We start from the raw sequence: 22,798 nt of genomic DNA, 5'->3' as shown, positions 1-22,798 counted from the left end.
TTGGCGTTTATTTTTTGGATGCGGATTGCTAAGTTACGCACTGCCGACGAAGTGTGTTCAGCGAATGTAAAAGGACCAGCATGACCCTTGCCAATCAATTGACCCTGCTGCGCGTAGCGCTGATTCCGGTATTTGTGCTGGTTTTCTATCTTCCCTACAAGTGGAGCTATATTGCCTCTGCGCTGATCTTCTCCATTGCCGCCGCAACAGACTGGCTGGATGGATATATCGCTCGCAAAATGAACCAGAGCACGCCGTTTGGGGCCTTCCTGGACCCGGTGGCCGACAAGCTGATGGTGGCCACTGCACTGGTGCTGCTGGTGGATCTGCACAATCATCGTCTGTTTACCATTGCCGCTGCCGTGATTATTGGCCGTGAGATCGCTGTGTCTGCTCTGCGAGAGTGGATGGCGGAGTTGGGGCTGCGCAGTAGTGTGGCGGTAAACTATATCGGCAAGATCAAAACTACGGCGCAGATGGCCGCGATCATCGTGCTGCTCGCTTTCGATGTACAGGAATTCCCCGTTATGGAAACCATTGGCTACATCCTGCTATACGTTGCCGCGGCCCTCACGCTGTGGACCATGGTGGTTTATCTGCGTGCCGCCTGGCCCGCATTAAGTGGCGACGAAACCACCAGATCCTGAGTGGCTTTCGCCTCGCCCGGAAGTGTCCGGGTCGAGGCGGTCACAAATTTCACTTTACAGTACTGGCGCTAATTTTCGCGCCTCATATCTTCGGGTACGATAGTTCCATTCGAGCTTTTATACGCCAATGGAGTTGTTGTGCCGCGTCCTCAAGCTTTCGCTTCTTCCTGTTCCCTTATCGCCTGCCTTTTTCTGTTACCCGGTTTGCTGTGTGCCAGTGCGATGGTCTCTGCCAGCGAAGGCAAGTATCGCCGCAGCGAATGGCTTCCCCGGTGGTCCGATGCCGACCGGGACTGCCAGGATACCCGGCATGAGCTGCTGATCCGCTATTCCCTTGCGCCCATCGCTTATACCGATGATCGCGGGTGCAAAGTGGCCAGTGGCTTATGGATGGACCCCTATACCGGGAATTTCTTTGAGTTGGCGTCAGATCTCGATGTCGAGCACATTGTGCCGCTTAAATGGGCGCATGAGCGTGGCGGCGCCCATTGGCCCCGTGAAAAGAAACGTGCCTTTGCCGAGGACCCGGATAACCTGTGGCTGGTGGATGATGGACGCAACCAGAGCAAGGGGCATAAAGGACCGGACCAGTGGATGCCGCCCTATGGCCCCGTGCGGCAATACTACCTGCGACGGTTTATGGCCGTTGCGGAGAAATACGGGCTTCAGGCAAGCCCTCAGGAGTCCCGACTTTTTCTGGCAATGCTGGAGGACTCTCACCGGGGTTAATTTGGCAGTACCTCTAGAATCTCACTGAAGCGGTCTTCGATGGGGTAGGGGGAGGCAGACCATCCAAGCCTGACCACAACTGCATTGTGGGAGGGCGCGATCATCAGTTTCTGTTCCCGGTTGCCGAGCATAAACGCGCTGTCTTCAGGTAATTGCGGGTACAGCGGTGGGAGCCGATTGGTGCGGTTGTTCAGCCACAGCTGAAAGCCGTAGCGCGGGTCATTGTCACTCCGGTTAGGGCTTAGCGCATGGGAAAGCCACATCGGGTCCAGAAATGGTTGTGAGCCGTACGCGTTCTCTAAACCCTTCAATAATGTGCCGCCAATTTTTGCCCAATCCCGCGCAGTGGCGTACCCATAAGAGCTCGCGATAAAAACCCCGTCATTATCAAGTTCCAGTATCGCGCTGGTGAGGCCGAGCGGCTCCACAAACTCTTTTTTCCAGAAATGTAGGGTCGCTTCTGTACCACCGAGCGCTCGATGTATCCAGCGTGCCAGCAGGTTGGTGCTGCCCGATGAGTAGGAAAAGTGGCGTCCCGGTGTATGCAGCAACGGTCGTTGCAGGGCGTAGCGGGAAGCTGGCAGGGTGCCAAACAGCATGCGAGTGGCATCGCTGCCGGGGCGGTAGGTTTCGTCGAAGGCGAGCCCGTCGCACATTTGCAGAAGGTGTTGGAGGGTTATCTCGCTACGGCGGTCGTTCTGCCATTCCGGAAACAGGCTTAAAGAGGTGGAGTCTGCGAGACCGAGCGTCTCCAGGCGCCCGAACAGTATTGCCAGCAGGCTTTTACTCATGGACCAGCCCAGTAGCGGTGTGTGCGCGGAAATACCCAGCCCGTAGGCTTCCGCCTGCAATTGCCCCCCCTGAGTTACCAGGAGAGCGCGGGTATCCAGCCCTGACTCGTGATCGTGGTGTAGTTGGCTATCCAGCAGTTCCTGCAGGGCAGGATTGCTTGCCTTCCATTGGTAACCACATTCATTCTCGGATTGTTTGGGGTAGTGATCTCGGTGCGACGGGGGCTCTATGAGTTGCGCGGGACTTTGCTGGTGAATCAATCTGCAACCCTGAAGTGGGTGAAAGCAGGCTTTGACACTGATGAGGTTACCAATTTTTGCGCAAGTAATGTCTCGACTCTGATCAATGGATACCAGTGCGAACAGCGGTGAGTAATTCCGCAGGTCACGGTGGATACGCTGAGGTGTAAATCCCGAGATATGGTGAGCGGAGCACGCCAGTTTGGCACTCATGTGCAGTAAGGTATAGATGGCATCGCCGGGCAGTCGCAGCAATTGTGATATTTTTGTTTCCGGGTTCTGAAGCCCGAAGAGCAGGGCGGTAGCCGCAATGATCGCGACTGCGCAGAAAAGTATAAATATCATTTGCTTCCGAAAGGCGTGCCGCCACAGCAGGTTGCGATGAACAAGGTTGCCTGTGAAGCTTAGGAGAAAACGGAAGGTGGTGCCCAGAGCCGGACTTGAACCGGCACGTCCCAAAGGACGGGAGATTTTAAGTCTCCTGTGTCTACCAATTCCACCATCCGGGCAGATAGGGCGATCGACAGATGTGGAGGAAGTCTGCCGATTGGATCAGTCTGAAAATCAGACCGGAGGAAAATGGAGGCTAGGGTCGGAATCGAACCGGCGTACACGGAGTTGCAGTCCGCTGCATGACCACTCTGCCACCTAGCCATAGGTGTCGCTTGAAGCGATGAAAACGTCGCGGATTCTAGCGGAATGAGAGCAAAAATCCCAGCGTTTTCTGATACTTACGCGCGCCAGGGCGTGTAAGAGGGCGCTATTCTATGGTTTGCCCGCGATTAGTCAAGGCCATTTCACGATCTCGTGAAAACTGTTTACATAGTGACCTGTGGACTAGTTTTGCGCCGCTAATGCGGTGCGTAATAACTGGATGAAATGGATCGGCGCTATCTATTGCCAATTGTTCTAAATTAATTGGCCATCCCGCTGGCAATCCACCGGACCTGGCCAATACTGAGAGTAGCTGGCTAGCACACATCTCCCCCCACGTCGTGTTTAGTAGTGCCGGCCGGGTGTCTGCCCCCATACGGACACCCAGTGTGTTGTAAGGATGAAATCCTCCAAGTTTCACTCCTAATGGTCTTGGCCCTGACGCTCTCCCCCCCCCCGTCGTCAGGGCTTTTTTTTGCCTGTAAGAAATGTCCGGTCCAACTGCGGCACGGGCTCACCTGCGGCCTGTTCCACCAGCTTGCGGAATTTTTCCAACGTTATCTCTCCGCGCTCGGCGGCCAGTGCGGTGACGACTTCATCGAGATTACGTTTGCCCCTGCTGGATTTCTGTATCTGTTGATCGATCTGGTGGAGCACCACCGTGGCCCGAGCAGTGATAGGTCCGGAAGAGCGCTTGACCAGTAGATTGGGGGATTCTTCGCCCCATTCCGCCAGTTCTTCGAGGGCCTCCTGGTAGCGCCGTTCACTGATGCCGCCGGTGCGGCGCAGTGTCTCGAGGGAGTAGTACTCGGCAATACCTTCCACGATCCAGTCGCTTTCCTGGTCCCCGCGGATACCGGTACCCACATGGACCAGCTCGTGCAGCATGCTGCTCGTGCGGTTTCCGGAAATCAGAGGTCGGTCTGCGTGCATAAAGAGGGAGCGAGTCCCTGATAGGCCGCCGCGCCACATGGGATCATCCGCCATGACGATCAACAGTTTGTTTGGGAACTCCGGGAACACCTTTTTGAGCTCGGGCAGCGTCCAGCCCAAAAACGCGAGTGTGTCCTGGCGACGAAGGCCTATGCCGAGGGGGCCGGCGATCACGGTGTCGGTACCATCGATAATGTCCTGTCGGCTGCCGATCCGCCCTGAGATCATCCAGCCTTTAGGGCGAATAAAGCGTCGTCCAGGGTCTTTCAGCTGGAAATTGCCATTGTCGTCTTTGGCGTAGGGCGCGAGTGTATTCCAGTTCTCCGGAGTGTTTACCTGAAGCGTCGCCCGTGACTGAAGGGACTTGGGCGCGCGCGCGGAGATCGGCGGGATCAGCTTGTCGCTGCGCAGGATCGTCCACTTCTCGGTCATCAAGGAGTCGTAATTACCGGACGATTTTTTTTCGTCAATTTTGAAACGGTACTCGATTTCACTGTGATCTTTGCCAGGTTTCCAGATGGCTTTGTCACCATCCAGAGTCACACTATCCCCGGCGATTTTCGAATGGCGCTCCGGGTTGAGGTGCAGGGTCAGCTGACTGGGGAGTGCGTCGCCGGAAACCGCGATCCGGACATGTGCGAAATCCTCACCCGGCTTCAGCTCGACTTCATACCGAACATCGTAAATTGATTCGGCTGCCGAATGCGCAACAGGTATGAAAATGCTGAGAAATAGGGCCATTACGCCCAAAAATGCGTATCTAGGAGAAGAGCAGGTGTTCCAAAAATGATGCATGAATACGTTCTGGCTCTGTTGAAAAGTCTTGGGTGAATTTGCTGATATGACAGTGCATCCTGCAAACAGTGCCCGAGGGTAGCGCGCAATCTTCCCGGACGCGACCCTGCGCACAAATTTCAAATCAAGCTAACACTGACATTAAAATTCCCGGGATTCGTCAATTGAAAATGCGCAGACGCCTAATGGCGTGGGTACAATCGCAAACCGGTGGTACAGGATTGTGCAGCTAAAAAGATGGGGAATTGAAAGAGGGAGGTAAAATGGTCGGTGAGAGAGGATTCGAACCTCCGACCCCTTCGTCCCGAACGAAGTGCGCTACCAGGCTGCGCTACTCACCGACTTGTACAGCATTGTGTGACTCCGTTGCGGAATCCGCTGCGGCTTCCTGCAGAAGCGGGCGGCATTATAACAGCCGATCCGCTTCTGTAAACCACTGATTTCACTTAATTTTAACTCTCAGTGGCGCTCCGGCACCACCGGTGATTTTACTTATTGATCTTGCGGATCAACCCTTCCTGGGTGGTAGACGCAACTAGCTTTCCGTCCCGCGAGAATATCTGGCCGCGGCAGTAACCACGGGCGCCGCTGGCAGAGGGGCTGTCGGTTACGTAGAGGAGCCAGTCGTCCGCGCGAAAGGGACGGTGGAACCACATCGCGTGATCCAGACTGGCGGGCATCAGGTGCGGATCGAACAGGCTGATAGGGTGTGGCTGCAGAGCGGTGCCTAACAGCGCCATATCTGAGGCGTAGCATAGGGCGCTGCGGTGCTCGATGGGGCTATCGGTCAACTCGCTATCCACTTTGAACCAGAACATACAGCGAGGCTCTCGCACGGCATTGTCAAAATAGCTCATTGGGTCGATAGGGCGAAAGTCCACCATGTACCTGCGTTGGTTCTGGGCGGCGCCTTGCATACCGGCCTCTTCTGCAAGCTGCTGGGTGTTCTTCAGCTCTTCCGGCTGAACCAGTCCATCAATGGGCATATCCGCCTGGTGATCAAATCCCGGTTCTTCGATCTGGAAGGAGGCGGACATATTAAAGATGGCTTTGCCGTTCTGGCGGGCAACTATTCGGCGAGTGGTAAAGCTACCGCCGTCGCGGATGGGATCGACGTCGTATATGACAGGCTTCTCACTACTGCCCGGCCGCAGAAAGTAGGCGTGTAAAGAGTGAGGTAGGCGATCCTCAACGGTCCGCGCGGCCGCCATCAGTGCCTGCCCGAGTACCTGGCCACCGAATAACACTTTGCGGTAGTTTTCGACATGCTCCCGGCTACGGAACAGATTGGTATCCAGTTGTTCGACATCAAGGAGCTTGCTTAACTTTTCCAACATGGGCGGTTACTGCCTGTCTGAATGGGGTTGTTTGATGTGTCGCCTAGTGCTCTCGCAATTGGCAGACCGGAAATATTAGCAATTGCGTCCAGAATGGCCATTGCCGAACTGATCAAAATTGATTTCCTTGTCTTACGGATTTTCCCTGTCGGCACCTGCTCCGTTATCGTGCCGGGCCACCGGCGATTCATCGGTTTTGAACGAAAAAAGATCAGTGTGACTGAACTATAAGCGCTAAATTTAATGAGAGGAAACGGGAGTGGCACCGTGTGATACCCGCCAAACTGCGGAAAATGTGCTACTGGCGCGGGTTTTTCCTGTCAATTAGGCGCAAAGTCCCTTGTAGAATTTGGGAAATCCTTTTCCATTCCGGGGGAATTGCCTATCATTCATGAATGAATAGTCAATTTCAGTCTCCACATTCACGGACAGCTAAGGTCGGAAGTATGGATAAGGCAAAAGAGAAGGTTCAGCGGTTCCGCGCGCGGGAGCAACGTATCCTGGATGCGGCGTTGGAGCTGCTGCTCGAGCATGGTGAAGAGAAGGTTACCGTCGAGCAGATCGCTGAACGGGTCGATATCGGCAAAGGCACCATCTACAAGCATTTCATCTCCAAAACCGAGATCTATATGCGCTTGTTGATGGACTACGAGAAATCCCTCACCGAACGCCTGAAAAGCGCCGTTGCCACCGCCGAGCAGGGCGATATTACCGCTCCGGCCCGTGCCTATTTTGAGTCTCGTATGGCCGATCCGGCGCGCGACCGCCTGTTCCAGCGCCTGGAAGAGAAAATCATCGCCCTGAACCTGGCGCCTGAGATGATCGCCGAGCTGCATGCTCTGCGAAATTCCAATGCCTCCGCCCTTAACCGGGTGTTTGAGCGTCGTATGGAGCAGGGGGTTCTGAAGAAGGTGCCCGCCTACTATTACTACTCTACCTATTGGGCGCTGGTACAGGGCGCCGTTGAGCTCTACCACTCCAAGTCTTTCGCCGACGTTATCGAAGATCGCGAGGGACTGATGGAGTTCATCATGGATGTGGGTGTCCATATTGGTGATATCTCCAATCGCCGTCACCTCAGCGGAACCCAGGCCTCCGAGCCGGCACAGAGCACCCCGAGCACCCCGGGGAGCAGTTTTGGCTGAACCGCTCTTCCAGCAGCTGCAGAAACTGCAGGACGAATTCCAGGGGCACCCACCGGTGTCCTCCTGGGACCCTGATCTCTGTGGCGATATGGACATGTTGATCCGGGCGGACGGCCGTTGGATTCACGAAGGGACCGAGATACAGCGCCAACCATTGGTGAAGCTGTTTGCCAGTATCCTTAAGAAGGAGGGGCGCCACTATTACCTTGTCACACCCGTGGAAAAGTGGCGTATCCGCGTCGAAGATGTGCCTTTTCTGATTACTCAGGCGGCGCGGGAAGGTGAAGGGGTCGATGGCCAAATATTGCTCACCACCAATACCGCAGACGTTATACCGCTGGACAAAGAACACCCACTCTCGCTTAAACCTTATGGCGACCCTCCGCAACCGGTTCCATACGTGGAGGTCCGCAATGGGCTTCAGGGGCGAATGTCACGGGATGTTTACTATCAATTGATCGACTGGGCCGAGCCGCGCCAGCCCAATGAACCACCGGCAAAACTGTGCCAGTTGTGGTTGCTAAGTAAGGGCGAGGAATTTCTTCTCGGCCAGTACTAGCGGTTTTATCAACAGTGAAACCTGGAACCTGTGTACCGGCTGCCACTTTTTTAGACTCGTTGTTGTACGTTTTTTGCTCCCTCGAGATCTCTTTGAAATATCTATGAAATCAAGCAGAAATATTGCGGAAACATAAGTTTAACATTGCAGTGTTTTTGAATTGATTTGCCGCTTTTTTTCTTCGCGTCTTTCATTCGTAACAATTTCGCAACACTCCATTCCTAGACTCCCCCTCGTCCAAAATGCTTTGGCCGATAAGAATTTTTAAATCTCGGATTAATTCACTTCATCCTTGTTAGGGGGATCCATGAAACTTGCATCCAACAAGCTGCTGCTGGCAGCTGCGATTTCTGCTGTGCTGGCTGGTTGTGACAGCGGCGGTATCACCATTGCTCCGGAAAATAACGACAATTCCGTGACCAACCCAGGTACCGGTACTCCGACTACCCCCTCCGACAACCCTTGCGCTTCCTACGAGAAAGCCGGTTCTGTTAAGCAGGGCGAATTTGATGCGGAAACTGGTAACTGTACCTATAGCGCAGCGTTCGTTGACTCTGGTAACCCGCTGACTGTCGATCTGGTTATCTCCAAGCTGGATAACGGTGGTGCGCACGTTTTTGAAGGCAGCCTGTTCGTAGGTAACAACTACGATGACGACACCACCATGGCTGCCGCTGGTATCGCTGAAGGTGGCGACGGCGCGAAGCTGACTGTACAAGCCGGCGCTACTGTTGCTTTCCCGAACAGCACCAAATTCATGGTAATCAACCGTGGTTCTCAGCTGAATGCTGTGGGTACCGCGCAAGACCCGATCACGTTTACTTCTCTGTCTGACGTTGAAGGCACTGTAGGTGCCGAAGATGTACAGCAGTGGGGCGGCATGGTGATCAATGGTTTCGGTATCACCAACAAGTGTGCCTACGACGCCGAACTGAAAACCTCTGAATGTCACGTACTGGCTGAAGGCGCTGCCGGTAAAGACCAGTCCAACTACGGTGGCGACAACAACGACGATAGCTCTGGTCACATGGAATACGTTCGCGTCAAGCACACCGGTGCTGAGGTTGCCAACGGCGACGAGCTGAACGGTATTACTTTCAGCTCTGTAGGTGCCGGCACCATCGTTAAAAATCTGCAGGTTTACTCCACTTACGATGACGGCATCGAAATGTTCGGTGGTGCGGTGAGCTTCGAGAACTACCTGGCCATGTACGTGCGCGACGACTCCATCGACATCGACGAAGGTTGGAGTGGTTCCATCACCAACGCCCTGGTTATTCAGAGCGAAACCGATGGTAACCACTGTATCGAGTCTGATGGTATCGGTTCTTATGACGGTGAAAATGACTACTCCGCGCTGATCGCCGCTGGCCTGAACAGCCGCCCGAAAATCGACGGGCTGACCTGCATCATCTCTGCTCAGGCCGAAGGTACTCACGATCCAGGCGCTGGCTGGCGTTTCCGTGAAGGCATCTTCCCGATGATCACCAACTCTATGGTTGTTGGTTCCTTCGCTGCGGATGAAAGCGGTGCGGATGGTAACAACTACTGCCTGCGCGTAGACAGCGTTGAAACTGCAGCTGCTCTGGAAAGCGGTGAGGCTCAGATCGAAGGCAATATCTTTGCCTGTGCCGACAAGACCAAAGGCGAGCAAATCGGCGGCGTAGACCTGGCAGAGTGGGCCGAAGCCAATGGCAACACCTTCGCAAACGTTGCTGCTGACGCTGCCCTGAACCCGACTGCCGCTGCCGACACCGGTCTGCAACTGCTGGAAGGCCCTCTGTCTGTGTTCTCTATCGATGCCGAGAGCATGATGGTTAACGACGCTGCTATCGCGATCAGCCCGGTAGTTGGTGCCACCGACGGCTCTGATGATCCTGTTGCCCGCGCGTACTTCGGTGCCCTGAGTGCCGGTGGTACTGACTGGACTGTTGGCTGGACCTACGGTCTGCACGAAGGCAGCCGCGCTCAGGCGCTGTGGTTCGAGCAGCAGTAAGTGCTTAGCCGGTCGGGAAGTTAATTCCTGACCTGAAGGGCGCCGCCTTCACATTCTGGAGTCGGCGCCCTGTTTGATTAAGAGTTCAGGAACGATAAGAGGCCTGGGAAATGAAAAAGAACGACACGTTTCAGAGAGCGCCGCTGGTATTGGCTATCGCCACGGCCTCAGTCATTGCTCCTAACGCGTTTGCGCAGGTAGAAATGGATAATGTTGCTGGCCCGCAGGCGCAGCAAATTGAAGAAGTTATGGTTCAGGGGCGCCTAAAAGACTCGGCAGAAATGCTGGTCAGCGAACGCCTGGAAGAAGAAGTGGTAACCGATATTCTCGGTTCCGAAATGATTGGCCGGGTAGGGGATTCTACCGTTGCTGCAGCGCTGCGCCGGGTGTCCGGCCTGACTCTGGTCAACGATAAATTTGTATACGTGCGCGGTCTGGGTGAGCGCTACTCGAGCACAACGCTGAACGGGGCGACGGTGCCGTCGCCAGACCTGACCCGAAGTGTGATTCCGCTGGATATTTTCCCCACCTCGGTAGTGGATTCCCTGGCGGTACAGAAATCCTACTCCGCTGATCAGGCGGCGACTTTTGGTGGTGGTAATGTAGATATCCGCACCAAGGGTATCCCCGATGCGCTGACCTTCTCTGTAGAGCTGGGTAGCGGCATGAACTCCGAAACCGACGGTGACGTATTGTCCTATCGCGGAGGTGACGATGACAGCTTTGGTACCGACGACGGCACCCGCGCGCTGCCGACCGAACTGACGGAAGCCCTTCAGCGCTTCAAGGGCCGTCTTGGTGTTCAGGACATCCGCAATGTCCTGGAGCAGGAAGGTAACGAATACGGCTCCGCATCTGAAGCCATCGCCGCGGCACAAGATATCAACCGTCAGCTGGCCAAAAGTCTCAATCGTGACATCGCCATCGAGGAAGATTCCAGCAATCCGGACATGGATGTAAAAGGTAGCATCGGCAACCGCTTTTACATCAGTGATGACTGGGAAGTGGGCTTCTTGGCCGGTGGCTCCTACAAGAGCCGCTGGCGTGAAGAAGAAACGCTCAAGCGTAGCTATGGCTTCCCGGAAGAACGTATCGATACCGAGCAGACTTCAACCTACTCTGTGGACCTTACTGGTAATCTGAATGTGGGTATCCGCTACGCGGACGAGCAGGAGGTTACCCTTACCAGTCTGTATCTGCGCAACACCGACGACGATACTTCTGTGCGGGATTTCTTCAATGAGAACCGCCAGGTTTCCGACGGCCGTGGTTTCCGTGAGTACACCCTGAAGTACGAAGAGCGCAATATGCTGGTGAATCAGGTCAAGGGTAGTCACCTTGCTGGTCCAGCGACTAAGGCGCTGGTGCCGGGTGGTCTGCTGAACTGGGCGCCGGACGAACTGGTGGTTGACTGGTTCTACTCTGACGCTACTGCCGAGACCGATATTCCGAATGAAGTTTCAGTCAGTGCTGACACGGTCACCAATACCCAGGGTGAAACCGTTGCCTCCAGCGTAAGTACTGGTGTGAACAGCTCAGGCTTCCGTTTTACTGAATTGGAAGACCAGGTGATCAACTATGGCTGGAGCACCACGCTGCCGCTGGAGTTCTCCACATCAACTCTGGAGCTGAGTGGTGGTTTTGCCCGCACCGAGAAAGCGCGCTCCTACAAGCAGACCGAGTTCCGCCTTGGTTCCTTGGGTGGTGATTCCGATTCCCTGAGCGGCAACTTGGACGACGTATTTGGCGATGCCAATATTGACGATGCCGAAAATAATTTTGTTTTTGACCGCGCGGGTGCCAATAACCAGAGCTACATCGCTGCGACTCTGACCGATGCTGCCTTCGGTAAGATGGACTGGACCTGGAACGAGACCTGGCGCCTGTCTGCCGGCGCGCGCTGGGAAGAGTACAATCAGGTGGCTTTGGACTGGAACCCCTATGGTTACAGCCTGGACGATCCGCAGATCACCACAGATCCGGAAGAGCTTGAGCAGGCAACCTACGCAGAGGATGCGGTGTACCCATCGTTGTCTCTGACTTACATGGGTGCGCTGTGGGCGGATACTTTCCAACTGCGTTTTGGCGCCAGTAAAACCGCGGTTCGTCCGGACTTGCGTGAAATCACCGATGCGATCTACATCGATCCGATTACCGATGAGCAGATTCAGGGTAACCCGAACGCGCGCCCATCAGAGATTACCAACCTCGACGTTCGCGGTGAGTGGTACTTTGACAACGGCGATAATCTGACGATCTCTGCGTTCTACAAAGATATCGTTGACCCGATCGAGTTCTTCGAGTTCGCTTCCAGTGATACCAACATCGCCCGTGAGATCGTAAATGCGGAGTCTGGTGAGATCACCGGTATTGAAATCGAAGGTTTGAAGAGTCTCGGGTTTATGGGGGAGGTGATGGACAGCTTCTTCCTGCAGGGCAATGTCACCGTTCAGGAAACTGAGCTGGTTGCCGGTACCGAAGCCGATGCACCAACCAGTCCGGTTCGTGAAATGACTGGTGCATCCGACTACGTCGTGAACATGTTGGTGGGCTTCGATTCCCCCGATGGTATGCACTCCGCAACCCTGGGTTACAACGTTTTCGGCGATCGTCTGTACTTGGCTGGCCGCAATGGCGCGCCGGATGCGTACGAGCAGCCATTCCATTCTCTGGACCTGACTTATTCCTGGTACCCCACTGCGGAAATTACGGTAAAAGCGAAGGTTCAGAATCTGTTGGATGAGGCGATTGAGATCGAGCGTGCGGACGTGATTGTCTTTGAGCAGAAGCCCGGTCAATCTTTCGCCCTGAGTGCGCAATACCAGTTCTGATCTGAAATAGAAGAAACCACGAGCAACCTGGAAGTTGTAGCGGTAATAAACCAACAGGGAATGCTTGATAAGCCGGGCGCTGGAAACAGCGCCCGGCTTTTTTCGTTGTGTACCCACGAGTTTTCCGGTTTTCAGGCATAAAAAAGGGGCGCCAGAGACGCCCCCATAGGTAATGTGATCAGCTGATTACATATTCGGGTAGTTCGGACCACCGCCACCTTCCGGTGCGATCCACACAATGTTCTGCGTCGGGTCTTTGATGTCGCAGGTCTTACAGTGCACGCAGTTCTGCGCATTGATCTGGAAGCGCTTGCTGTCACCTTCCTCGATCACTTCGTACACGCCGGCAGGACAGTAGCGTTGTGCCGGCTCATCGTAGATCGGCAGGTTGTGATTCAGCGGGATGTCACTGTCTTTCAGGGTCAGGTGGCAGGGCTGATCTTCCTCATGGTTGGTGTTGGAGATGAACACCGAGGAGAGTTTGTCGAAGCTGAGTACGCCGTCCGGCTTCGGGTAGTCAATTTTCTTGCAGTCCGCGGCTGGCTTCAGCTGGGCGTGGTCGGCTTTGCTATCGCTCAGGGTCCAGGGCAGCTTGCCCTTGAACAGGTTGATATCAATAAAGGCGTAGGCCGAACCGAGAATGTTGCCCCACTTGTGCTGCGCGGGCCCGAAGTTGCGCTGCATGTGCAATTCCTTCCAGGCCCAGCTGTTTTTGTAGCGTTCGCTGTAATCGGTCAGCTCGTCGCTGGTGCGTTCCGCAGCCAGTGCTTCCGCCACGGACTCCGCCGCCAGCATGCCGGACTTCATGGCGGTGTGGTTGCCCTTGATCTTGGCGAAGTTCAGGGTGCCGGCGTCGTCGCCGATCAGCAGGCCGCCGGGGAAGGTCATTTTCGGCTGGGACTGCAGGCCACCTTTGACAATGGCGCGGGCACCGTAGGCCACGCGTTGGCCGCCCTCCAGGTACTGCTTGATCACCGGGTGGTGTTTGTAGCGCTGGAATTCATCAAACGGACTGACATGGGGGTTGCTGTAGGAGAGGTCGGTAATCAGGCCCACAACCACCTGGCTATCTTCCAGGTGATACAGGAAGCCACCACCGGCAGAGCCGGACTCGTCCAGGGGCCAGCCGGCGGTGTGTACGACAAGGCCCTGCTGGTGCTTGTCGCTGTCTACTTTCCAGATTTCCTTGATGCCGATGCCGTAGTGCTGCGGGTCGCGGTCCGCATCGAGGGAGAACTTGGCGATCAGCTGTTTACCCAGGTGCCCACGACAGCCTTCGGCAAACAGGGTGTATTTCGCATGCAGTTCCATACCTGGCATGTAGGAGTCTTTCTCCTCACCGTTCATGCCAACACCCATATCGCCGGTAGCGATGCCTTTTACCGAGCCGTCTTCGTTATACAGCACTTCGGCTGCGGCAAAGCCCGGGAAGATCTCGACCCCCAGGGCCTCGGCCTGTTCGGCGAGCCAGCGGCACAGGTTGCCGAGACTGATAATGTAATTGCCTTCGTTGTGCATGGTGCTGGGGACCAGCATGCCGGGCACCTTTAAGGCGCTTTCCGGTCCGCGCAGTACATATATATCGTCGCCATTGACGGCGGTTTCCAGTGGCGCACCACGCTCTTTCCAGTCGGGGAAGAGCTCATTGAGGGCGGTGGGTTCGAATACAGCGCCGGAGAGAATGTGCGCACCGACTTCAGAGCCTTTTTCTACAACACACACGGCGATGTCTTCGTTGATCTGACGCAGCTTGATTGCGGCGGCAAGTCCGGCAGGGCCCGCGCCGACGATGACTACGTCGTATTCCATTGACTCGCGTTCCACAGGTCTCTCCTCAAACAGGTTTAATTATTCACCCGCCGAATTATGGCAGGCAATTTATAGGTAGGCGGATTATATCGGGCATCGCACACCCCCACCAATTGCGTAAATTTTCATTTCTGCTGGCAAATACTGGCGTATTTTCGGGTTGTTGCACCCTGGGGATTGGGCGTGTTTATGGCTTGAAATTGATCTTGTGAATGGCTGCTAGGCTTACTATTCGACTATTGATTTTGGTCTGTGAAAGGGCCAACATACACGCCGCTCAAACGCTTGTTTGAACTGGAGGCTGGCTCGCAGGTGCCTTAAAACACTCGCTCCGGGTGGTTTGGCAGGGCCGCTGAAACACTCAGCCGCGAGGCTGCGCGAGTTACCCATGCCGCAGGTCAGCGCCGTTACGGCAGCAGGCTGTGGCCTTTATGTAGACTACTGAGACGGGATTTTCATGAAAGTTCTTGTAGCCGTGAAGCGCGTTGTCGATTACAACGTGAAAGTTCGCCCTAAGGCGGACGGTTCAGATGTGGACACTGCCAACGTCAAGATGTCCATCAACCCCTTCTGTGAGATCGCTGTAGAAGAAGCGGTTCGCCTGAAGGAGAAGGGTGTGGTTAGCGAGATAGTCGCTGTATCCATGGGCCCGAAGCAGTGTCAGGAACAGATTCGTACCGCCTTGGCTCTGGGTGCCGATCGTGGTATTCAGGTAGAAACCGATGCTGAGCTGCAACCGCTGGCAGTGGCCAAGTGCCTGAAGGCGCTGGTGGAAAAGGAAGAGCCCCAGCTGGTTATCCTGGGCAAGCAGTCCATCGATGGAGACAACAATCAGACTGGTCAGATGCTGGCTGCACTGACAGGTATGGGGCAGGGCACGTTTGCCTCTGAAGTCAATGTTGAAGAAGGCGCCGTCAAGGTGACCCGTGAAATCGACGGTGGCCTGCAGACTGTCGAGTTGACCCTTCCGGCGGTGGTGACCACCGACCTGCGCTTGAACGAGCCCCGCTACGCCTCCCTGCCCAACATCATGAAAGCCAAGAAAAAGCCTCTGGATGTGACCAATCCGGAAGAGCTGGGTGTGGATATCGCCCCGCGCACCAAAACCCTGAAAGTTGAGCCGCCAGCAGAACGTCAGGCGGGCATCAAGGTTGCCGATGTTGCGGAACTGGTGGAAAAACTGAAGAGCGAGGCGAAGGTAATCTGATGAGTATTCTTGTAATTGCAGAACACGATAATGCGGAACTGAAAGGCGCCACGCTGAACACCATCGCTGCGGCCAAAGCCATTGGTGGTGACATTGATGTGCTGGTGGCGGGCAATAACTGTGCCGCTGTCGGCGAGGCGGCAGCCAAGGTTGAGGGTGTGGCCAAGGTGCTGGTGGCGGACAATGCTGCATATGAGCACCAGCTGGCGGAAAACGTCGCCAAGCTGGTGGCAGATCTTGGTAAAAACTACAGCCACGTACTGGCTCCGGCGACAACGACTGGCAAGAATATGCTGCCGCGTGCCGCAGCATTGCTGGATGTGCAGCCCATCTCTGACATCATTGCCGTAGAAAGCGCCGATACCTTCAAGCGCCCGATTTACGCAGGCAACGTTATTGCCACGGTTCAGAGCTCCGATGCCATCAAGGTGGCGTCTGTGCGCGCTACCGCATTTGATCCGGTTTCGGCTGAAGGTGGCAGTGCTTCCGTAGAGTCCGTGGATATTGTTGACGACGCGGCGGTTTCCAAGTTTGTCGGTGAAGAGCTGGCGGAATCCGATCGTCCGGAGCTGACCGCGGCGCGCGTAGTCATCTCCGGCGGTCGCGGCATGCAGAATGGTGACAACTTTGAGCTGCTGTATAAAGTGGCAGACAAGCTGGGGGCTGCTGTTGGTGCATCCCGCGCCGCGGTTGACGCAGGCTTTGTGCCGAACGATATGCAGGTCGGTCAGACCGGCAAGATTGTGGCGCCGGACCTGTATATTGCGGTAGGTATTTCTGGCGCGATTCAGCACTTGGCGGGCATGAAAGACTCCAAGGTAATCGTGGCGATTAACAAGGATGAAGAAGCGCCGATCTTCTCCGTAGCGGATTACGGCTTGGTGGCCGACCTGTTCGATGCGGTGCCGGAGCTGGAAACCAAACTGTAACAATCAGTTCATATACTTCACTCCAAAATAAGAAGGGCGGCCACAGGCCGCCTTTCTTATTTTGTGTGAATGTTGGGACACTGTGCCGGATTTTGCGGCCAGTAATGCTTTACTTGCCTGTTGGTTATTCCTTAGCCTATGCAGGCTGGAACATTGCCTTTCTGGGGGGAAGCCCCGAGAATAGGCGCCCAATAATTAGAATCATGCTGTTTGTGACGGGTTTCATCATGTCATTGGTCAAGCGCACATTATCGTCCGCACTACAGAATCCGGGGGCTCCCGGAAGTAGTGCCAAGAGAGGGCTACTCGCTACTGCGGCGGTGGTCGGCGGCTGGTTTGCCGTGAATCTGATGGCCTACGGGCACCTCGCGGTCCCCGATGACGGTTCGGACAGCCTGTTAGTCGAGCGGACCACCCGCTCTGTGGCGCAAAATGCCACCACAACTCTTCCCTCAACGGCATTTTTTGGTGTCGCTCCGGTCAAAAAGGCGGAAGAGCCTGAGATCGACCTGGCCAATATTCCTATCACCCAATTGAATCTGGTGTTATCTGGCGTGCTGAGCAGCAGCGTCAACGAGCACGCCAGTGCCTTGATTGCGGAAAGGGGGAAACCCGCTGAGCGTGTTTTTGTAGGACAGACCTTGCCGGGGGGCGCCGAGGTCTACTCCGTTGAAGTCGACCATATTATCCTTCGCCGTAACGGGCAGATGGAAAAATTGACCTACCCAGATGCGGAAGGTCGCCCGACTGTTCCCAAACAGTACGCCAACTATGCCCGCCAGGCGGCCAAGGTGATCAGTGCCAACTCCAGTGGTAGTCAGGCGGATAAGCAGCAGTCCATTCGCGAACGCCTTGAGCAGTTGCGTGAAATGGCTCGGGAGCGTCAGGGGGCGCAATCAAGCCGCTGACGACTTCGCCAGCGAACCGGTGAGCGAATGGGGATTTGGGTATTCGCTTTGCTTTCAAGACCTAACCATTTAACGACCAGATAAGAATTAGAGTCAGATTCATAATGATGAGCGTGTTACACCGACGACTGGTTGCAGTCGCCATGGGTTTTTTGTTGTCTTTTTCGGTGCTGGCTCAGTCTTCTCCGGAGAGAGTGACACTTTCTCTCGACAACGCCGATATTCGCGACCTGATTAACTGGGCTGCGGATTTCACCGGCAAAAACATCATTGTTCACCCCAATGTAAAGGGCAAAGTGACCGTGGTTGCGGGTGATCCCATGACCCACGCCCAGGCCTTCGACGTTTTTATGTCTGTGCTGCAGGTGAACGGCTTCAGCCTGGTGGAGCAGGGGGATGCCTGGAAGGTCGTGCCCGACGCACTGGCCAAGCAACAGGCCATTCCGGTTATTGACGAGCAGACCCGGGCGCCCGGTGAGGCGCTGGTGGTGCGCACGGTCAAGGTGGAGAATATCTCCGCTGCACAGCTGATCGCCATGCTGCGGCCGTTGATCCCACAGACCGGCCACCTGGCGGCCTACGCGGATACCAACACGCTGATCGTCGCCGACCGGGCCGCAAATATCGACCAGATAGTACGGCTTATCAAACAGTTGGACCGTGCGGGGGCTATCGATATTGAGCTGGTTGCTCTGGAATTTGCCTCCGCCAAAGAGGTCAAGCAGGTGTTGAACGAATTGTTGCAGGGCGGTGGTAAGCAGGCCGGTAACGATGTGCAACCGTTGCGTATCGCCGTAGACGAGCGTTCCAACAGCATTCTTCTGACCGGCGACCCGGTCACCCGCACCCAGCTCAAGAAGGTCATCCAGCGCCTCGACCAGCCGCTGGCCGGCGAGGGTAATACCGCCGTGGTCTATGTGCAGTACGCCAGCGCGGTGGATCTGAAACCCATTCTCGAAGGGATGAGCGGCAGTATCCAGAAAACCGAAAAAGATCAGCAGGTGGCGGATGTCGAGGTCAGCATTCAGGTGAATGAGGAACTGAATGCGCTGATTCTTACCGCGCCCCCATCGCTGCTGGAAACGATGAAAGGGGTAATTGCCAAACTGGATGTGCGTCGGGCACAGGTTTTGATTGAGGCGATTATCGTCGAGGTGACGGAAGGCACTGGTAACCAGCTGGGAATCAAATGGTTGGCAGGTAATAACGACGATATTTTTGCCGGATTCAATAACGATGTGGCGATTGGCGATCCGGATGGGGACAACACCATTGAAGTCGACGGAATTCCTATCAACCCGGGGTCTTTGGACCCATTAAACCTTGTTGGAAGCGGGTTGAACCTTGGGTTCCTGAGTGGCACCGATGTTCGCGTGGCGATAAACGCAATTGCCAGCGAATCTAACGCGAATATTCTGTCGACGCCGCAAATCATGGCGCTGGACAATGAAGAGGCGGAGATTCTGGTGGGCCAGAACGTGCCGTTTATTACCGGGTCACAGTTGACCACTGGCAGCAATAACGACCCCTTTCAGACTGTCCAGCGTCAGGATATCGGTACCATCCTCAAGGTGACCCCGCGAGTGAATAACAACAACTCGGTTACTTTGGAAATCGAACAAAAGGTTGAAAACATCGCCCCAGCAGCGACAGCTTCCGGTGAAGCCGTAGACATTATTACCAGTAAGCGTGAAATCCGCACCAAAGTGTTGATTGATGATGGTGCTATTCTCGTGCTGGGTGGTCTTATTGAAGACAATGTCACTGAACTAAAGAATAAAGTTCCGTTGTTGGGGGATATTCCCGGGATTGGTCGCCTGTTCCGGAATGCCCAAAAAGATGTAAGCAAAACCAACCTGATGGTGTTTATCCGCCCGCGTATTCTCAGTAATCAGATTGCCGGTTACGAGGAAACCCGTCGCCGCTACCGCGATATGCAGGAGAAGCAGCTGCGTATGCGTGATGATACCAGCCGTATCTGGGACTGGAATCGGGGCGATGTGCTGCCTGACCTGCTGCCACCTGCAGCAAGTTACGAGCAGGAATCTCAGGAGCCTGTTCCGGTGGAGCCTGAGGGCGTCAAGTAATGGCGGAAGTGGTACTGAAACGCCTCCCATATGCGTTTGCCAAGCGGCATCAGGTGCTGCTGGCGGACGTTGAGGGCACTCCGGTCTGTCAGTATGTAGCGCCGCTGAACCCTTCAGTGCTGGCGGAAGTGCAGCGACTATGTGAAGTGCCGCTCGGGGTAGCCCCGGTTGACCTGGAAACATTCCAGCAGTCGCTGCAGCGGGAATATGAAAACCGCGAAGGCGGTAACCTATCCGATGTCGAAGGGCTGGGCGAGGACCTGGATCTTGCGGCAGTCGCCGACTCCCTGCCGGAGACCGAGGACCTGCTGGAGCAGGAAGACGATGCGCCCATCGTCAAGCTGATCAATGCCATTTTTGCCGAATCCCTCAAGCAGGGGGCTTCGGACATCCATATCGAAACCTTTGAAAAACGCCTGGTGGTGCGCTTCCGGGTGGATGGCGTCCTGCGGGAAGTACTGCAACCGCGTCGCGCACTTGCACCATTGCTGGTTTCGCGGATCAAGGTAATGGCGAAGCTGGATATCGCCGAAAAGCGTGTTCCTCAGGACGGCCGGATTTCCCTATTGATGGGCGGCAGGGAAGTGGACGTGCGTGTATCTACCATGCCGTCATCTGCCGGTGAGCGGGTGGTAATGCGTCTGCTGGACAAGCAGGCCGGTAAAATGGATATGCGTCAGCTGGGCATGGCCGAGCGTGACCTGAAGGTTATCACCGAGCTGTTGAGCCGGCCGCATGGCATTCTGCTTGTTACCGGCCCAACGGGTTCCGGTAAAACCACCACTTTGTATGCCGGCCTCGCCAGTATCAATAATCGGGAAAAGAATATTCTCACCGTGGAAGACCCGGTGGAATACAACCTGGAAGGGGTTGGCCAGACCCAGGTAAACACCAAGGCGGATATGACCTTTGCCCGTGGTTTGCGTGCCATTTTGCGTCAGGACCCGGACGTAGTGATGGTGGGTGAGATCCGCGACCTGGAAACCATGCAGATTGCCATTCAGGCCAGTTTGACCGGTCACCTGGTGCTTTCCACCCTGCATACCAATACCGCTCTGGGTGCGGTCACCCGATTGGTGGATATGGGGATCGAACCGTTCCTGCTCTCTTCGAGTATTATCGGCGTCTTGGCCCAGCGTCTGGTGCGGGTGTTGTGCCCGGATTGCCGACAGCCTCATGCGGCGGATGCCTTTGAGCTGAGAATGCTCGGTATTCCGGAAGATGGGGAGGCGACCATATATCGGCCCGGTGGCTGTGAAAAGTGTAATCACAGTGGCTACCTCGGCCGAGTCGGTATTTATGAGCTGGTACCGGTCAACGAGCGTTTGCGGCAGATGATTCACGATCGTGATTCGGAAAGTGCGCTGGTGAGTGAGGCTCGTAAACTCGGCCCCAGTATTCGCGATGATGGTATGGCCAAGGTGTTGGCTGGAATCACTTCACTGGAAGAAGTGCTGCGGGTAACCCAGGAGTCCTGACATGGGGGCATTTGAGTACACGGCACTCAATAGTGGCGGGCGCAAAAATCGCGGCACACTCGAAGCGGACAGTGCAAAGGCCGCGCGCCAGCAATTGCGCGCGAAAGGCCTGATTCCCCTGGAGGTCACCGCAGCGGGTGACTCCTCTCAACAGTCCACGGGCAGTTTTCTCAGTGGTAGCCCCGGGCTTGGTATCAAGCCATTAGCCCTGCTGACCCGGCAGATCGCAACCCTGCTGCGCGCCGGCATTCCGCTGGAAGAAACCCTCAGCGCTATCGCTAACCAGACCCGTAACCAGAAGGTGCGCCGCATAGTGCTGGCGATTCGTGCCAAGGTGCTGGAAGGTCACAGTCTTGCCCAGGCGCTGGGCAGTTTCCCGCGGGCGTTTCCCAAACTCTATCGCGCGACCGTCGAGGCGGGGGAACACTCCGGGCACCTGGACGACGTGCTGGAGCGGTTGGCGGATTACACCGAGAGTCAGCAGCAGTTTCGACAAAAAGTGCAGCTGGCACTGATTTACCCCATCGTACTGGTGGTGATCTGTGTGCTCGTGGTAACCGGCCTGATGGTGTACGTGGTTCCCGATGTGATCGAAGTATTCACCGGTACCGGGCAACAGCTGCCAATGGCAACGCGTATCCTGGTTTCGATCAGCGATTTTATTTCCTCCTGGGGCTGGATTATTCCTCCGGTGCTCGTGTTGCTGGTGGTGGGCTGGCTACTGCTTCTGCGCCAGCCGGGTTTCCGTTATCGCTATCACCACCGGTTGCTGGAAATGCCGGTGATCGGCTGGCTGGTGCGCGGCGGCCAGAGCGCGCGTTATGTCGGTACTCTGGCGATTCTGACCGGCAGTAGTGTGCCGCTGGTGCAGGCCATGGGTATTGCCAGCGGGGTCATGGGCAACGATTTTCTGAAGGAAAGACTACAGACTGCACAGAAGTTTGTACGCGAAGGTGGCAGCCTGCGGCGGGCACTGGAGGACGTGGAGTACTTCCCGCCGATGATGACCTATATGATTGCCAGTGGTGAGTCCTCCGGGACACTGGATGAAATGCTGGAGCGCGCCGCGGAGAACCAGGAGCGGGATCTGCAGGGTGCGGTTACCGCGTTTGTCAGCCTGTTTGAACCGCTGATGTTGCTGGTGATGGCTGGGATTGTTTTGTTTATCGTAATGGCAATCATGATGCCGATTATGAACATGAACCAGTTGGTGGTCTGATTTGCTTCCGAAGCGGAACAGTGGTGCCAACGGATTTTGAACACGCGAGGTGAGAAATGAAAAATTTGCGTAAGAGCCAGGGATTTACCCTGATTGAGATCATGGTGGTGATCGTGATCCTCGGCGTATTGGGTGCGCTGGTCGTGCCCAATATCATGGGGCGTACCGGGGAGGCTCGAATCAAGGCGGCCACCGTTGATTTGCGTGCCATCTCCTCCCAGCTGGACCTGTACCGCATGGATAACTTTGTCTATCCAAGCTCCGATCAGGGCCTAGAAGCACTGGTAACCAAACCATCCGGTTTTCCCGAGGCCAAAAACTGGGTTGAACCCTACCTGAAGCGCGTGCCCAAGGATCCGTGGGGCAACGAGTACCAGTACATCAGCCCAGGCAGCAGCGGTCCCTACGATCTGTTCAGCCTGGGTGCCGACGGCAAGCCGGGCGGTGAAGGTGAGGCCGCGGATCTGTTTGCTTCCGAGCTGTAAGCCCGGAGACTGATTTCGT

At 55.6% G+C, this 22,798-nt stretch carries 17 protein-coding genes and 3 tRNA genes; 13 read left to right on the top strand and 7 right to left on the bottom strand.

Annotated features, from left to right (window positions below):
• Positions 1–80 precede the first annotated feature (80 nt).
• Positions 81–647, top strand: a complete 567-nt coding sequence (gene pgsA / locus AU11_RS03185) for a CDP-diacylglycerol--glycerol-3-phosphate 3-phosphatidyltransferase (protein WP_043316363.1) — start codon at positions 81–83, stop codon at positions 645–647.
• A gap of 138 nt (positions 648–785) precedes the next feature.
• Complete coding sequence (locus AU11_RS18525; RefSeq protein WP_231491513.1) at positions 786–1,376, top strand: HNH endonuclease family protein; 591 nt, start codon at positions 786–788, stop codon at positions 1,374–1,376.
• Here AU11_RS18525 and AU11_RS03175 read toward each other — a convergent pair.
• From AU11_RS03175 to AU11_RS03150, 6 genes are all read right to left on the bottom strand, one after another.
• Positions 1,373–2,752: a serine hydrolase gene (locus AU11_RS03175; RefSeq protein ID WP_051686902.1), complete on the bottom strand. Its 1,380-nt coding sequence runs from the start codon at positions 2,750–2,752 to the stop codon at positions 1,373–1,375. The two genes, AU11_RS18525 and AU11_RS03175, sit on opposite strands and share 4 nt — an antisense overlap.
• A gap of 77 nt (positions 2,753–2,829) precedes the next feature.
• A tRNA-Leu gene (locus tag AU11_RS03170) sits at positions 2,830–2,916 on the bottom strand.
• 71 nt (positions 2,917–2,987) lie between these two features.
• Positions 2,988–3,061 (bottom strand) — tRNA-Cys (locus AU11_RS03165).
• Between the two features lie 462 nt (positions 3,062–3,523).
• Positions 3,524–4,735 carry a hypothetical protein gene (locus AU11_RS03160; RefSeq protein WP_051686901.1) on the bottom strand — a complete coding sequence of 404 codons (1,212 nt, stop codon included), beginning with the start codon at positions 4,733–4,735 and terminating at the stop codon, positions 3,524–3,526.
• 318 nt (positions 4,736–5,053) lie between these two features.
• Positions 5,054–5,130 (bottom strand) — tRNA-Pro (locus AU11_RS03155).
• Positions 5,131–5,277: 147 nt separating this feature from the next.
• Positions 5,278–6,126 carry an acyl-CoA thioesterase II gene (locus tag AU11_RS03150; RefSeq protein ID WP_043316361.1) on the bottom strand — a complete coding sequence of 283 codons (849 nt, stop codon included), beginning with the start codon at positions 6,124–6,126 and terminating at the stop codon, positions 5,278–5,280.
• A gap of 446 nt (positions 6,127–6,572) precedes the next feature.
• On the opposite strand from AU11_RS03150, the gene AU11_RS03145 reads away from it, so the two are divergent.
• The 4 genes from AU11_RS03145 to AU11_RS03130 all read left to right on the top strand — a co-directional run bounded on the left by AU11_RS03145 (position 6,573) and on the right by AU11_RS03130 (position 12,657).
• Complete coding sequence (locus AU11_RS03145) at positions 6,573–7,271, top strand: TetR/AcrR family transcriptional regulator (RefSeq protein ID WP_043316359.1); 699 nt, start codon at positions 6,573–6,575, stop codon at positions 7,269–7,271.
• Positions 7,264–7,830: a DUF1285 domain-containing protein gene (locus tag AU11_RS03140; protein WP_051686900.1), complete on the top strand. Its 567-nt coding sequence runs from the start codon at positions 7,264–7,266 to the stop codon at positions 7,828–7,830. The genes AU11_RS03145 and AU11_RS03140 overlap by 8 nt, the downstream gene beginning before the upstream one ends.
• A 307-nt stretch (positions 7,831–8,137) precedes the next feature.
• Positions 8,138–9,826: a hypothetical protein gene (locus AU11_RS03135; protein ID WP_043316357.1), complete on the top strand. Its 1,689-nt coding sequence runs from the start codon at positions 8,138–8,140 to the stop codon at positions 9,824–9,826.
• A gap of 110 nt (positions 9,827–9,936) precedes the next feature.
• A complete protein-coding gene (locus AU11_RS03130; RefSeq protein WP_043316354.1) occupies positions 9,937–12,657 on the top strand; it encodes a TonB-dependent receptor domain-containing protein in 2,721 nt (906 codons plus the stop codon).
• 186 nt (positions 12,658–12,843) lie between these two features.
• Here the strand turns inward: AU11_RS03130 and AU11_RS03125 are convergent, their stop codons facing one another.
• The gene (locus AU11_RS03125) at positions 12,844–14,481 is read right to left on the bottom strand and encodes an electron transfer flavoprotein-ubiquinone oxidoreductase (protein ID WP_043316352.1); all 1,638 of its coding nucleotides are present in this window, start codon (positions 14,479–14,481) and stop codon (positions 12,844–12,846) included.
• Positions 14,482–14,923: 442 nt separating this feature from the next.
• Between AU11_RS03125 and AU11_RS03120 the strand changes: the two genes are divergently transcribed.
• The 7 genes from AU11_RS03120 (at position 14,924) to gspG (ending at position 22,779) form a co-directional block, all read left to right on the top strand.
• Positions 14,924–15,673 carry an electron transfer flavoprotein subunit beta/FixA family protein gene (locus AU11_RS03120; protein WP_043316351.1) on the top strand — a complete coding sequence of 250 codons (750 nt, stop codon included), beginning with the start codon at positions 14,924–14,926 and terminating at the stop codon, positions 15,671–15,673.
• Positions 15,673–16,602 (top strand): electron transfer flavoprotein subunit alpha/FixB family protein, encoded by a 930-nt coding sequence (locus AU11_RS03115; protein ID WP_043316350.1) that lies wholly within the window; start codon positions 15,673–15,675, stop codon positions 16,600–16,602. The genes AU11_RS03120 and AU11_RS03115 overlap by 1 nt, the downstream gene beginning before the upstream one ends.
• Positions 16,603–16,829: 227 nt before the next feature.
• Positions 16,830–17,510 carry a type II secretion system protein N gene (locus AU11_RS03110; RefSeq protein ID WP_043318016.1) on the top strand — a complete coding sequence of 227 codons (681 nt, stop codon included), beginning with the start codon at positions 16,830–16,832 and terminating at the stop codon, positions 17,508–17,510.
• A 104-nt stretch (positions 17,511–17,614) separates the two neighbouring features.
• On the top strand, positions 17,615–19,597 hold the full coding sequence (gene gspD / locus AU11_RS03105) for a type II secretion system secretin GspD (RefSeq protein WP_081847901.1): 1,983 nt from the start codon (positions 17,615–17,617) through the stop codon (positions 19,595–19,597).
• Positions 19,597–21,075, top strand: coding sequence for a type II secretion system ATPase GspE (gspE, locus tag AU11_RS03100; RefSeq protein WP_043316348.1), 1,479 nt, complete (start codon positions 19,597–19,599; stop codon positions 21,073–21,075). The genes gspD and gspE overlap by 1 nt, the downstream gene beginning before the upstream one ends.
• 1 nt (position 21,076) lies before the next feature.
• Positions 21,077–22,294 (top strand): type II secretion system inner membrane protein GspF, encoded by a 1,218-nt coding sequence (gene gspF, locus AU11_RS03095; RefSeq protein WP_043316347.1) that lies wholly within the window; start codon positions 21,077–21,079, stop codon positions 22,292–22,294.
• Positions 22,295–22,350: 56 nt separating this feature from the next.
• Positions 22,351–22,779 (top strand): type II secretion system major pseudopilin GspG, encoded by a 429-nt coding sequence (gspG, locus tag AU11_RS03090; protein WP_043316346.1) that lies wholly within the window; start codon positions 22,351–22,353, stop codon positions 22,777–22,779.
• Positions 22,780–22,798: the final 19 nt, after the last annotated feature.

It is taken from the genome of Microbulbifer sp. HZ11, assembly GCF_000708675.1.
Lineage (GTDB): Bacteria > Pseudomonadota > Gammaproteobacteria > Pseudomonadales > Cellvibrionaceae > Microbulbifer.
The sequence above is the reverse complement of the archived record's forward strand: the minus strand, read 5'-3'. Positions and strand labels throughout refer to the sequence as shown.